This is a genomic window from Amycolatopsis sp. NPDC114484, from assembly GCF_055633755.1.
On record NZ_JBVKDQ010000017.1, the window covers coordinates 121,039 to 135,725 of the forward strand.

Genomic DNA, 14,687 nt, shown 5'->3' on the forward strand with positions numbered 1-14,687 from the left:
CGGATGGTTCAGTCCTCCGCACAGTCAGCCTGAACCCCGTACGCCCGCCAGCTCCGCCTCGATCAAGTCAGCCGCCCGCCCGGTCCCGCCCTCCGCCCTCAGCCCCCGGCGAACCTCCGCCAGCCGCGCCGCGACCTCCGGCGAGCCGACCAGCTCCAGCAGGCTCTCCCGCAACACGCCCGCGGTCACGCGGTCAGGATCGATCCGGCGGCCGACCCCCAGCCGCACCAGCGCGTCGGAGTTGTCCGGCTGGTCGGTGTGCGGGTCCTGCGGGACCGCGATCATCGGCACGCCATGGAACAACCCCTCCATACACCCGCCCATCCCGCCGTGGGTGACGAACGCGGCGGCCTTCTCCAGCACCGCCAGCTGCGGCACCCAGTCCCGCACCTCGACCGTCCCGGGCACCTCGCCGAGCGCCGCCGGATCGACGTGTTTGCCGATCTGGAGCACCACGTGCCACCCCGGCAGGTCGCCGAACGCCGCGACGCACTCGCGGTAGAAGTCCGGTTTGCCGGTGAACGTCGACCCCAGCGACACGAGCAGCACCCGTTCCGCCCCGGCGGGCGCTTGCCACGCCGGGGCCGCCGTGCGGGAGCCGAAGCAGGGGCCGACGAAGGTGGTCCGCCGGGAGTCCACCCGGTCGGGGTTCGGCTGCAGCAGCCGGGGGATCAGCGCCAGCTCCCGCGCCGGGCGGCCGAGGTATCCGGACGGGATCCCGTTGTCGCGCAGCCATTCTTCCCACCGCCCGTAGTGGACGGAGAAGCGCGGATCACGCCGTCGTCGCTCGAATTCGCGCAGGAGTTCGTCGGCGCCGCGGTCCGGGACGGAGTTCGGCGAGAACATCACGTGCGGCACCCGCCACTGTTCGGCCAGCACTCGCACCGCGCCGACGCCCTGGTCGTACAGGACCAGATCCGGCCGGTCGTGCTCGAACGCCGCCCGCAGCTGCGGGGTCATCGCGATCGCGTCGTCGAGGAACAGGTCCCGGTGCGCTATCTCGTCGGACGGCCATTCCGTCCGGCCGTCCAAATAGGACAGAAGGGTCGACCGGTACGGCACGAAGTCCGCGCCAACGGCCGTGATCACGTCGGCGAATGCGAGATCGTTGGCGTAGCTCACCCGATGCCCGCGGGCGACGAGTTCCCGGATCACCTCCAGGCTCGGGAGAACGTGGCCGTACGACGGCAGATTCACCATGCAGAGATGCGTCATGACCACCCCAGCCGGGACAGCGGCGCGTCGGGCGCGTCGACGGCCGCGGCGAGCAGCGCCCGCAGCTTGTCGAGCAGTCCGGCGGCGGTGGCACGGTCGAACAGGTCGCTGGAGTAGTGCAGATAGGCGTCCAGTTCGTTCGTCCGGGCCTGCTGGAACTCCAGGTACAGGTCGTGGTCGTGGGAATCGGTGCCGATGGCGACCGGACGCTCGTCGCCCCGGTCCGCGCCGGCCGGCAGGTCCTGAAGGGCTAGCTGGATCTGGAACAACGGGTGCCGGTCCGGGGTCCGCGCGCCCAGTTCCGCCACTAGCCGGTCGAACGGAACGTCCTGGTTGGCGTACGCGGTCAGGTCCGCCTCGCGCACCCGCGCCACCAAATCCCGGAACGACGGGTCGCCGGAGGTGTCCGTGCGCAGCACCAGGCAGTCGGCGAAACACCCGACGAGATCGTCCAGTTCAGGGCGCGGACGTCCGGCGACCGGGGTGCCCAGCGGCAGGTCAGTGGCACCGCTGAGGCCGGTGAGGAGCGCGGCCAGACCGGCGTGCAGCACCATGAACAGGCTCGCCCCGCACTCCCGGGCCACCGCGGTCAGGCCCTCGCGCAGCCCGGCGTCGAACCGGCCGAGCACGGTCCCTCCTCGGCCGGTCCGGATCGATGGCCGGGGCCGGTCGGCGGGCAGCGGGATTTCCGAGGGCAGCCCGGCGAGCGTGGATCGCCAATGGGCGAGTTGCTCGTCGGCGCGCAGCTCACGTTGCCACACCGCGTAATCCGCATAACGGACCTGAAGCGGCGACCACGTGGGCGGCGCCCCGGCGCGCCGAGCGGAGTAGGCCTGGCGGAAGTCGCGGGACAGTACGTCCAGCGACCAGCCGTCCGCGGCGACATGCGGCAGGACTAGCAGCAGAAGCGGCTTCGCGCCAGTGACCAGATAAGCGTGCAGCGGCGGCTCGCGCGTGAGGTCGAACGGTTCGGCCGCCGCCTCGGAGAGCACCCGATCCAAGTCACCGGTCGCAGTCAGTCGTCGCACGTGTGGCGGAGCAGCGATCAGGATGCGTTGGTACGGCTGGCCTTCGTGCACGTCGTAGACCGTCCGCAGCGATTCGTGCCGCGCGACGAGATCGGTCAGCGCGGCGGTCAGCGCGGGCTCGTCCAGCTCCGGCAGCCGCAGGGCGAGCGGAAGCACCGTCGTGGCTGTCGGCCCGTGCAGCTGGTCTCGTGCCCAGAACCGGAACTGACTGTGCGACAACGGGATCCGCTCCGGAAGCGGCCGACGCTCCAGCGGTGCCGCCACGACAGGCCGAGCGTGCTCCACCCGGGCGGCGAGCCCGGCCGCGGTCGGGTGATCGAACAGCTCGCGCACGGCCAGTTCGACCCCGAGCAGGTCCCGGATCCGGGAGACCGCCCGCATCGCCAGCAGTGAGTGTCCGCCCAGCGCGAGGAAATCCTCGTCGACGCCGACCGACGGCCGGTCGAGCGTGTCGGCGAAGACCTCGCACAGCATCCGCTCGTGCGGAGTGCGCGGAGGCCGACTCGCCAACACGGGGGTCTGCTGGGGCACCCTCGGTCTAGGCAACGCCGAACGGTCGATTTTCCCATTGGCAGTACGGGGAATCTGCGCCATCGCCAGCAGCGCGGACGGCACGAGGTGGACCGGCAGCCGCGCCTCGAGCCCGGCCCGCACCGCGGCGGGATCGACCGCGGCGCCGGGCGCGGGAACGAGATAGCCGAGCAGCCGCCCGTCGTCCGGCACGACCACGGCCTGCCCGACGTCCGGGTGAGCGGTCAAGGCAGCCTCGACCTCGCCCAGCTCGATGCGGATCCCGTTGACCTTGACCTGGTCGTCGACCCGCCCTTCGTAGTGCAGAAGACCGTCCGCGTCCCAGCGGCCGAGGTCGCCGGTGCGGTACATCCGCGTGCCGGGCGGGCCGAACGGGCAGGCGGTGAACCGCTCCGCGGTCAGTCCCGGCCGCACCAGGTAGCCCCGGGTGAGACCGGGTCCGGCGACGTAGATCTCGCCGACCGTCCCAGAGGCCACCGGAGCGAGCCGCGAGTCCAGCACGAACACGTCGGTGTCCCGGATCGGGCGGCCGATCGGCGCCACGGCGCGGCCGGAACCGGGAGAGCAGGGCCACAACGTCACGGTGTCGGCGGCCTCGGCCGGGCCGTAGGTGTTCACCATCCGGCGGCCGCGTGCCCACGTCTCGATCAGAGTGCCCGGACAGGCTTCGCCTCCGACCACTAGGGTGCGCACCCGGGGCAGGCTCTCCGCCGGAACGGTCGCCAGCACCGCCGGAGCGAGCTGCACGTGCGTGACCTCGTGTTCAGTGATCCACTCGGCCAGCGAGGGCCCTTCCAGAATGACGTCCGGGCCCGGCAGCACCAAGTGCGCGCCGGACAGCAATGCCGTGCACAGTTCGGAAATCGCCGCGTCGAAGCTCGGTGACGACAGCTGGGAGACGGTTGAGCCCGCGTCGACAGCGAACCCGTCGATCTGTGCGGCAGCCATGCTCACGACGGCCGCGTGCGGGACGGACACCGCCTTCGGGGTCCCGGTCGAACCCGAGGTGTAGAGCACGAACGCGGGGTTGAGCGGCCGGACCTCGGTCTGCGGAGCCGTTTCCGGTTGCCCGGCAAGGGCGGTCCGGGGATCGGCGAGGTTGAGGTGCGGCGTGTCCAGCTCCTCGTGGGCCAGGGTCAGCACCGGCCGGGAGTCTGCGAGCATGAACCGGATCCGCTCGGCCGGGTAACCGGTGTCCACCGGCAGCACCGCAGCTCCGGACTTGAGCACCGCGAGGATCGCCAGCGCGTGGTCGGCTCCGCGCGGCACCGCGACGGCGACGATGCGCTCCGGGCCCGCGCCGTGGGCGATCAGCAGGTGCGCGAGCCGGTTCGCGGCCGCGTCGAACTCCGCGTAGGTGTAGGAAATCCGCGCATCGGAGACCGCGGGCCGGTCCGGGTGGCGCGCGGCGATCTGGCTGAACCACTCCGCGAGGGTCGGCGTGGGCCGCAGGATCCGGTCGGGTTCGGCCGCGACTGTCAGCAGGACCTGGCGGAAGCGCGCGGCCAGTTCGGTCGCCGTCGCCGGGTTGATGACGTCCGGCCGGTAAGCCAGCCGGATGCCGAGCTCCGCGCCGGGGCGGACGGTCAGGTCGAGCGGGTAGTGCGTCGACTCCCGCCCGCTGACCCCGGTGAAGAGAGCGTCGCCGCCGAGGAGTTCCTTGGCCCCAGCGTAGTTCTCCACGACGGTCGCGGTGTCGAACAGCTCTCCGTGCCCGGCAAGCCGCTGGATCTCCGCGAGGTCGAGGTACTGGTGCTCGAAGAGCTCCGCCTGTTCCCGCTGGAGCCGCCGCAAGAACTCGGCGAGCGGTTCGTCGGCGGCCAGCCGGACGCGCACTGGGAGCGTGTTGATCAACAGGCCGATCAGCTCGCTCGCCGCGGGCAGGTCCGGCGGACGCCCGGACACGGTGGTGCCGAACACGACGTCCGCGCGACCGGTGTGCTCGCTGAGCAGAATCGCCCAGGCAGCTTGGACGGCCGTGTTGAGCGTGACGCCGAGTTGCCGCAGCTGCGCCGACAACCTGGCGTAGTCCTCAGTGGACAGTGCGGTTGTGATCTCGACCGGATCAGCGGCCGCGCGCCGGGCGGCGATCAGCGTCGGACCGGCGAGGCCGTCCAGGGAAGATCGCCACGCCTGAGCTGCCGCCTCGCGGTCGCGTTCGCCGAGCCAGTCGAAGTAGTCGCGCAGCTCCACCACCGACGCTCGACGGTTCCCGGCGTACTCGCGGCGAATCTCGTCCAGCAGCAGCGGAATCGACCATCCGTCCAGCAGGACGTGGTGATAGGAGAGCACCAGCCGGTTCTGTCCGCCGGGCAGCCGCACCAGCAGCGCCCGCAGCAACGGCGGCTTGGTCAGGTCGAACGGCCGGGCCGCCTCCGCCTCGGCGAGTGCTTCCACCGCGCCATCGCTACGCAGATCGGTCCACTCCGGTTCGGTCAGCGCCGGAATCACGGCGACCGGCTCGCCGGAACTGACCGTCGGGAACGCCGCGCGCAGGTGCGGATGCCGCTCCAGCACCGAGACCAGCGCCGCCCGCAGCCGCGAAGCGTCCGCCTCGCCGGTGAGATCGAGGCTGAGCTGCATGCGATAGAGATCGGTGCCGGCACCGTCCAGGTTGGCGTGGAAGACGAAGCCGCGTTGCAAGGGCGTGAGCGGGAGGACGTCGGCGAAGCGCGGGTATTCCGCCGCGATTCTGTCCACATCGGACTGACGGAGCGGCGTCAGCGGGAAGTCCGACGGAGTGTGCCCGCCAGCTCCGGGAGTCCGGCCGTGGTCGGCCAGCGCGGTCACCGCCCGGGTCCAGCTCTCCGCGAGCTCGCGGACGTCCTCTTCGGACAGCAGAGCCGGGGCGCAGGTCCAGGTGGCGCCGAGGACGGGGCCGTCCGGGCCTTCGGTCACATGGGCGTCGACCAGCAGGGGATGACCCAGCGGCTGCCGGTTGCCGGAACCGCCGGTGACCACCTCCGCGCTCAGCGCGCCGTAGTCGGTCACCGGAGCCCAGTCGGACTCGGCGGCCGGGGTGAACCGGCCCAGGTAGTTGAACGCGATCTGGGCCGCCGGGGCGGCGGCGAGCGTGGCCGCGGTGTCCGGGTTGAGGTACCGCAGCAGTCCGTAGCCGAGGCCCTGACCCGGGGCGGCGCGAACCTGCTCCTTGACTCGTCGCAGGCACGCGCCCGCGTCGGCGCCGCCGGACCAGAGGTCGTCCCACCGGAGCGGGCCGGGGTCGAGGCGCACCGGACGCATGCTGGTGAACCAGCCGACGGTGCGGGTCAGGTCGATCGCCTCGTCGAGGTCCGCGCGGCCGTGTCCCTCGACGTCGACCCGGAATGCGTTGCGCGGTAAGCCGTTGCACTCCCGCCAGTCGGCGACCGCGACCGCGAGCGCGGTGAGCAGGACGTCCTCCGCCGAGGCGTGGAAGGCCGCGCACACCGGACCGAGCACGGCGCGAGTGATGTCCACCGGCAGCGAGACGGTGTGATGAGCCGCCGTGCCGAAGGTGTCTCGTTCGCCGTCCAGGCTACCCGTGGTGATCGCGGGGCCGGTGTTCGTCACGACCGAGTTCCAGTACGGCAGTTCGGTCAGCCGCCGCGCGGACCGGGCTTCCTCGTGCAGCCGGGTGGCCCAAGCGCGGAAGGACGTCGGTACGGGCGGCAACGGCGTGCCGGGGGCTTCGCAGGCGGCGGCGAGATCCGACAGCAGGATCGGCCAGGACACGATGTCGACGGCCAGATGGTGCACGACGAGCAGCAGGCTGCCTCGACGGGCGGGTCCGGCTTCGAACCAGACCGCGCGGACGATCGCACCCTGCTCCGGCGCGAGTGCTGCGCCCGCTGCGGCGGCCTCCGTCCGGACGAGCGCGTCGGTGTCCGGGCCGGTGGCGTCGACCCGGCGAAGGCAACTCCCCGCGCTCGGCCGGATGTCGATCGCCCCTCGCGTCCATCGCATCCGCAGCATGTCGTGCCGGGCGAGCACCTGCTCCAACGCACCCGCCAGCCGATCCTCGGTCAGCCCGGCGGGGGTGTGCACGAACGCGGACTGACTGAACCGGCTGATGTCGCCGCCGGTCTCGGACAGCCAGTGCATCACCGGGGTCAGCGGCACCTTTCCGTCGCCAAGCTCGACGTCGGCCCGGACCCGCGCCACCGCGGCGAGCCCGGCCGGACTGCCGTGCCGGAACACCTCGCGCAGCGTCAATCCGAGACCGGCGGCTTGCGCCCGGGCCACCAGCCGGATCGCGGAAATGCTGTCCCCGCCCAGATCGAGGAACCCGTCGTCCGCGCCGACATCGGTCGTGCCGAGCACCGAGCCGAAGATCCGGCACAGCGTCGCCTCCCGCGCGTTGGCGGGGCGACGAGATTCGCGGCGGGCCGGGCGGGGGAGCGCGGCGCGGTCGATCTTGCCGTTGGCCAGCCGGGGCAGCTCCTCGAGCCCGACGATCGCACCGGGCACCACGGAGCGCGGCAGCACCTGGACGAGGTGCTCCCGAACGTCCGCTGCGCCGAGTTCCGGGACCACGTAAGCGATCAGGCGCTTCTCGACGGTGACCACCACGGCCTGCTCGACGTCGGGATGCGCTAGAAGGGCCGCTTCGATCTCGCCCGGTTCCACCCGTACGCCGTTGATCTTCAGCTGTCCGTCGGTGCGGCCGTCGTAGTGCAGCGTGCCGTCGGAATCCCAGTGCGCGAGGTCGCCGGTCCGGTACATGCGCGCGCCCGGCGGACCGTACGGACAAGCCGTGAAGCGTTCAGCGGTCAGCGCGGGACGGCCGCGGTAACCGCGGGCGAGGCAGTCTCCGGCCAGGTACAGCTCGCCGGTGATCCCCGGCGGGAGCGGGCGCAGCGCCGAGTCCAGCACCAGGACGCGCACTCCCGGCATCGGCCGGCCGATCGCGGCGACGGCCGTGCCCGAGCCGGGCTCGCAGTCCCACAGGGTGGCCCAGATCGTCGCCTCGGTCGGCCCGTAGGCGTTGACCACCGTGCGGCCCTCGCCCCACCGCTGCGCCAGTTCGCCGGGACACGCCTCGCCGCCGACGATCACGGTGGTCAGCCCGCTGGCCGATTCGGCCGGGATCGTGCCGAGCACCGTCGGCACCAGTTGCGCGTGGCTGACTTCGGCCTCGCGCAGCCAATCGCCGAGCCCGGCCCCGGCGCGCGGCACGCTGGGATCCGGGATCACCACGGTCGCGCCCGCGGCCAGCGGCGCGAACAGTTCAGCCACCGAAATGTCGAACGCCGCCGACGTGGTGTGCGCCATCCGGGCGTCCTCGTCGAGCCGGTAGCCGGTCACGAAGGCAGCGACGGCGTTCGCGACCGCGGCACGCGTGGTGACGACTGCCTTCGGCGCGCCGGTCGAACCCGACGTGTAGAAGAGGAACGCCGGATTTTGGGGCATCGCGCGCTCAACCGGTCGCGTGTCGGGCTGGTCGATCGTGCTCGGCAGGACGAGGTGCGGGCCGGGCACGCCGTCGAGGGCCGCCGCGGTTCCGAGAGTCAGCAGCGGGCGGGCGTCTTCCACCATGAACCGGCGGCGCCGCAGGGGATGGTTCAGGTCGAGCGGCAGCACGGCCGCGCCCGCGCGAGTGATCGCGAGCAGCGCGGTCAGATACGAAGCGGACGGCGGGATCGCCACCGCCACTGTCCTTTCCGGACCCGCGCCGTGCTCGATCAGCAAGTGCGCCAACCGGTTCGCCGCCGCGTCGAGTTCGCGATAGGTGAGCTGTCCCCGCGCGTCGCGTACTGCGATCCGGTCCGGATCGGCCATCAAGATCGGATCGAACGGCGGCGCTCCCGCAGCGGCACCGAGTCCGGTGGCGAGCAATGCCCGGGTGCGGTCGTCGGTCAAGAGCCGCAGCGCCCCGGCCGGTCGCGAAGGCTGATCAGCGATCGCCGTCAGCAGGCTGAGGAAGCTCTCGGCGACCTCAGTCGCGGTGTCCGCGCTGAGCACGTCCGGCCGGAAGGCGAGTTCGACGGTCAGCTCGCGGCCGGGAATCACGTAGAGGTAGAGCGAGTAATGCGTCGATTCCCGCCTGCCGAACCCGGTGACCGCGAGCTCGCCAGCACCGCCGAGTCCGCCCATGTCCGGATAGGACTCGACCACGGTCGCGGTGTCGAACAGCACCCCGTGCCCGGCCGCGCGCTGGATGTCGGCGAGGCCGAGGTACTGGTGCTCCAGCAGATCCGCCTGCTGGTCCTGGACCTGTCGCGGCAGCCCGGCCAGCGGCTCGCGCGGCGAACACCGCACCCGGACCGGGATCGTGTTGATCAGCAGCCCGACCATCCGGTCCGCGCGCTCCAGCTCCGCCGGACGCCCGGCGACCGTCGTGCCGAACACCACGTCCGCCTTGCCGGTGAGCCTGCCGAGCAGGACCGCCCACGCGGACTGCACGGCGGCGTTGAGCGTCAGGTCCAGCCCGCGCAGCCGCTCCCGGAGTTCGTCGAAGGCCTCCGCCCCCAGCCGGGCGCTGACCAGTTCGGGCCGGACCGTGCGCGAGCGCAGCCGTTCCGGGGCGAGCAGGGTCGGGCCGTCGAGATCCCGCAACGCCTGGGCCCACGCTTTGGCCGCGACCGCGTGGTCCTGCTCCGCCAGCCAGCGCAGGTAATCGCGGTGGTCGGCGGCGGGCGGCAGCTCCGCGCCTGCGGCCAGCGCGAGCAGTTCGCGGATCACGATGGGCGTCGACCAGCCGTCCAACAGCACGTGGTGCAGGGTCAGCAGCAGCCTCGATCGGCCTTCACCGAGCTTCAACAGCGCGGCCCGCAACAACGGTGGACGGGCAAGGTCGAGCGGAGCCTGCAGCTCTTCCGCGGAGATCCGCGCGGCCTCGTGTTCTGACCAGGAAACGTCGGCCGCGCGCCAATGCGGCGGACGGTGCTCCGGGATCACCTGCACCAGGCGGCCGTCGCGGGTGGCCGGGAACGCCGCGCCGAGGTTCGGGTAGCGGCGGACCAGCGCGTCGACCGCCGCGCGCAGGCGGTCCGGATCGAGGTCGCCGTCCACGTCGAGCGCCAGCTGCACCCGGTAGTTCTCGTCGCTGTCGTAACTGCCGTGGAACACCAGACCTTGTTGCAGGGGCGTCAGCGGCACGACGTCGACCAGGTCCGGGTAATCGCGGAGCAGGTCGTCGACCTCGGCCTGGTTCAGCTGCGCCAGCGGGAAGTCGGCGGGTGTGCGGCGGTCGCCGGCCAGCCGCGCGAGCCGCGCCGGGGTGCGGCGCAGGAACAGCTCGTGCGGCGTGAAGCGGACCCCCTTCGCCTGGGCCCGGCTGACCAGGGTGATCGCCAGCAGGCTGTCCCCGCCGAGCGCGAAGAAGCTGTCGTCGACACCGACCTCGGCGAGACCGAGCACCTCGGCGAACACCTGGCAGAGAAGTTGCTCCGTGGCGGTCGTCGCGCGCGTGGTGGTCGTGGCCGACCGGGCTGGGGCCGGTAGCGCGGCGAGGTCGGTCTTGCCGTTGCGGGTGGCCGGGATCTCGTCCAGGACCACCAGGTCCGCCGGGACGAACGCGCCGGGAAGGGTCGCGGCGAGCCCGGTCAGCACGCCCTCGACGTCCACTGTGGACTCCGCCGCGGGCACGACATAACCGACGAGACGCCGCCTGCCCGGCTCGTCCTCCCGTACGACGACCGCCGCGCGCTCGATCGCCGGATCGGCGCGCAGGGCCGCTTCGACCTCGGCGGGTTCGATCCGCACCCCGTGGATCTTGACCTGCTCGTCGGCGCGCCCGAGGAAGTGCAGGATGCCGTCGGAGTCCTCGCGGACCAGATCCCCGGTCCGGTACATCCGCGCGCCCGGCGGGCCGAACGGGCAGGCCACGAACCGCTCCGCCGACAACCCCGGACGGCCGGCGTAGCCACGCGCGAGCCCCGACCCGGTCAGGTACAGCTCGCCGGGTTCGCCAGGCTCCACCGGGCGCAACCGCGCGTCGAGCACGTGCGCGGCGACACCCGGCAGGGGACGGCCGACCGGAGCAGTCGCCGTCGTCGCGCGACCAGGCCGGTGCCGCCACAGCGTCGCGACCACCGTGGTTTCCGTGGGCCCGTAGGTATTCCAGATCTCCCGGTCCGGCCCGGCGAGCCGGTCGAGCAGATCCGCCGGACACGACTCGCCGCCGAAAATCAGCAGCCGCACCGGCTCGAGGTCCCGCGCCGTCCACGCGGCGGCGAGCGCGGGCACCGTCGAGACCACACTGATCCCGCGCTCCCGCAGCCACCGTCCCTCGACCGTCTCCCGGGTCGCCGGGACCAGGCACGCACCGCTGCGCCACGCCAGCCAGATCTCCTCGCAGGACCCGTCGAAGGCGACCGAGAGCCCGGCCAGGACCCGGTCGCCCGGCCCCAGCGGCTGACCGGCGCAGAACAACCGCGCCTCGCTGTCCACAAAGGACACCGCAGCGGAATGCGGGACCGCGACGCCCTTCGGTCGCCCCGTGGAGCCCGACGTGAAGATCACCCAAGCCTCGCCGTCCGCCCGGCGCCCGGCCGCAATACGCGGTTCGATCAGACCGCCCTGCCGCACGACTGCCTTGACCGCGGCCTCGATGAAGACCCGTTCGACGCGCTCGTCCGGATCATCCGCGTCCACCGGGACATAAGCCGCGCCAGCGATGAGCACACCGAGGATCGCGACGTACAGCTCAGCCGTGCCGGAGGGAACCCGCACTCCGACCCGGTCGCCGGCGCCGACTCCGTGCCCGCGCAGGCGCTCGGCCAGCGCACCAGCCTGTTCGGACAGCGCGGAGTAGCTCAGCACAGTGGTTCCGTCGTCGAGTGCCGCAGCCTCCGGACAACGCCGCACGGTCTCGGCGAAGACGTCCGCCGGCGTCCGTTCCACGGCACGGGAATGGTTGCCGGACAGCACTTCCTGCGGCTTCTCGGGCCCGGCCGCGGCGATCCGGGCCGGGGTCCGCCGCCGGAACACGTCCCGGGGCGAGAACGCCAGCCCCGCCTTGCGGGCACGGTTCACCAGCCGGATCGAGGACATGCTGTCCCCGCCCAGCGCGAAGAAGCTGTCCTCCGGCCCGGCCTCGGCCACCCCGAGCACCTCGGCGAACAACCGGCAGATCAGCCCGACGGTCCCCGACACCTCTCCGCCGCGCGGCGTCGCGGGCGCGACGGGCGCGGGCAACGCGTTCCGGTCGAGTTTGCCGTTGCGAGTGAACGGAATCGACTCCAGCACGACCAGCGCACCGGGCACCATTCCGCTGGGCAGGCGTCGCGCGAGGTCGGCCAGCGCCGCATCGGTGTCCACAGTGGACCCGGTCACGTACCCGACCAGCCGCCCTTCGCGGAGTACGACGACCGCGTGCTCGACGTCCGGCCGCGCCGTCAGGGCGGCCTCGATCTCGCCGGGCTCGACCCGGATCCCGTTCACCTTGACCTGCTCGTCGGCGCGGCCCCGGAACTCCAGAAGCCCGTCGTAGCCCCACCTCGCGAGGTCGCCGCTGCGGTACATCCGCGCACCCGGCGGACCGAACGGACAGGCCACGAACCGCTCCGCCGACCGGCCGGGCTGATTCAGATAACCCCGTGCGACGCCGGGTCCCGCGAGGTACAGCTCCCCGGTGACGCCCGGTGGCACCGGCTTGAGCGCCGCGTCCAGCACGTACCCCTGAGCCCCCCGATGCGGACGGCCGATGGGCGCGGTGGCGGTCTCGGTGCCGGGCGCGAAGTCCCAGAGCGTCGCGCTGACCGTCGCCTCGGTCGGGCCGTAGGCGTTGACCACCCGGCGTCCGTCCCTGTGCCACCGCGCGGCGAGGTCCGTCGGGCATGCCTCGCTGCCGACGAACACCGTCCGGACGCTGCGGAGCGATCCTTCCGGGAGGCTGGCGAGGACCGTCGGGGTGAGCAGCAGTTCGGTGACGGCGTGCTCGTCCAGCCATCTCGCCAGGTCTTCACCGGCGGTCGGAGCCTCGGGGACCACCAGCGTCGCACCGGCGGCGACCGCGGCGCCGATCTCGGCTACGGAGGCGTCGAAGGCCGCGGAGGCGAGCTGCGCGACCCGTGACTCGCCCGACAGCCCCAATCGGTCCGCCCAGGTCGCCGCGAGCCGTGCCCACGACCCGCGTGTGACCACCACGCCCTTCGGCTCGCCGGTCGAGCCGGAGGTGTGCAGCAGGTAGGCGGCGTGGTCCGGAAGCGCCCCGGCAACCGCCGATGTGGGCAGATCGTCCAGCGCGTCCAGCACGACGGCGTCGCTTCCCGGCGGCAGCAGGTCCACTGTGGACGAGGTGGCCAAGACTGCGGTGGTGTTCGCCAGCAGCGTCGCGATCCGCGCTGGCGGCGTGGCTGCGTCGATCGGGGCGAACGCGGCTCCGGCGCGGAGCACCGCCAGCACAGCGGTCAGATAGGCGGCCGAGCGCGGCGCGACGATCGCCACGATGTGCTCCGGGCCGATCCCGCGCGCGGCCAGCACCCCGGCCAGGTGCTCGACCCGTTCGTGCACTTCGGCGTAGGTCAACGTGGCGTCGGCAGCTTCCACCGCCGCGCGCTGCGGTGCGTTCTCGGCGTGGCGGGCGAGCAGATCCGACAGCGACTCCGAAGCCGCGGCGGGTTCTCCGGTGCTCCAGGCCAGTACCTCCGCCAGTTCACCCTCGGTGTGCAGGGGCAGGTCGCGCAGCTGCGTATCCGGCGCGTCCAGAGCCGCGGCGAGCAAGCCGAGATACCGCCGGGTCAACGCCTCGGCGCTGCGCCGCTGGAACAGATCAGTCCGGTACAGCAGCCATCCGTCCACAGCGGACAGTTCAAGCGCGAGATCGGCGCGAGCCCACCCGTTGTGGATCGACTCGTGCCCCGACGACGGCACGTAGTTGAACGCGATCCGGGACAGCCGTCCGAGCCGGTCGGCCGCGCTGGCGCTGAACTCGTCGGCGATCTCCTGGAACGAGATTCCCTTGTGCCGCAACCCGTCGAAGAGCGCGTCCCGCACCCGCGCGACCGCTTCGGCGAAGGTCAGTCCGGCAGGCAGCGCGACCCGCACGATCACCGTGTCGACGAACATCCCGATCACTGACCGGGTTTGCCGGTCACGGCTGGAGGTCGGCACCGCGATGGCCACGTCAGCGGTGCCCGACAACCGCGCCAGCAGCACGTGATGTGCGGCCAGCAGCACCATGAACGCCGTCGCGCGCAGATCGCGCCCGACTGCCGTCACGCGGTCGATGAACCCTTCCGGCAAGAGGAACGGCACCGCCGCGGCCTCGTGGCCGGGTACCACTGGCCGAGGCAGGTCCGTGGGCAGCAGATTCTCGTCCGGCAGTTCGGCGAGCTGATCGCGCCAGTACGCCAGCCGCCGCTCCTGATCGCCGCGAGCGGAGCGCTGGTGCACCGCGTAGTCGGCGTACTGCGTCGCCAGTTCGGGCAACTCCGCCGGTCGACCCGCCGCTGACGCCGTGCACAATTCGTCCAGCTCGGACTGCAGCAGCACACTCGACGCCGCGTCGAAGACGGCGTGGTGCACCACGAACAGCAGCCAGTAGTCCACGTCGGACAGGCGGACGCACACCGCACGCCACAGCGGCGCGCGATTCAAGGGGAGCGGTCGAAGGCTCAGCTCCCGCAGCAGGTCGTGAGCCGTCGCCTCGGCCTCTCGGCACCCGCGCAGGTCGACGTGGTCGACGTCGATGGCGACCTCGTCATGGATCGTCTGGTGCAGTACGCCGTGCTCGTCGGCGGACAGCGACGTGCGCAGGGCTTCGTGCCGGGCGGTTACCGTCGCCAGCAGTTCTTCGATTCTTTCCGGCGGCAATGCGACCGGCGGCAACGTCATTGCCGCCGAGATGTTGTACGCCGGGGAATTCGGCTCGAATTGGCTGGCGAACCAGATCCGTTCCTGTTCGCACGAGGCGGGACAGATCCGTTCGGCCATGAGCAACTCCCGAAGCCAGCGAGCCCGAGCGGGGCCGAGATGTGCCCGCATTCT

Annotated in this window: 2 protein-coding genes; both read right to left on the reverse strand. The window is 72.1% G+C overall.

Annotated elements, in window-relative coordinates; translation table 11 throughout:
- Nucleotides 1-24: 24 nt before the first annotated feature.
- Complete coding sequence (locus tag ACZ7SW_RS33680; protein ID WP_470234404.1) at nucleotides 25-1,215, reverse strand: macrolide family glycosyltransferase; 1,191 nt, start codon at nucleotides 1,213-1,215, stop codon at nucleotides 25-27.
- A complete protein-coding gene (locus tag ACZ7SW_RS33685; RefSeq protein ID WP_470234405.1) occupies nucleotides 1,212-14,633 on the reverse strand; it encodes an amino acid adenylation domain-containing protein in 13,422 nt (4,473 codons plus the stop codon). The genes ACZ7SW_RS33680 and ACZ7SW_RS33685 overlap by 4 nt, the downstream gene beginning before the upstream one ends.
- Nucleotides 14,634-14,687 lie beyond the last annotated feature (54 nt).

Coding starts and splice junctions, on each gene's coding strand:
- ACZ7SW_RS33685 (WP_470234405.1), bottom strand. CDS start 14,633: ATGGCCGAACGGATCTGTCCCGCCTCGTGCGAACAGGAACGGATCTGG.
- ACZ7SW_RS33680 (WP_470234404.1), bottom strand. CDS start 1,215: ATGACGCATCTCTGCATGGTGAATCTGCCGTCGTACGGCCACGTTCTC.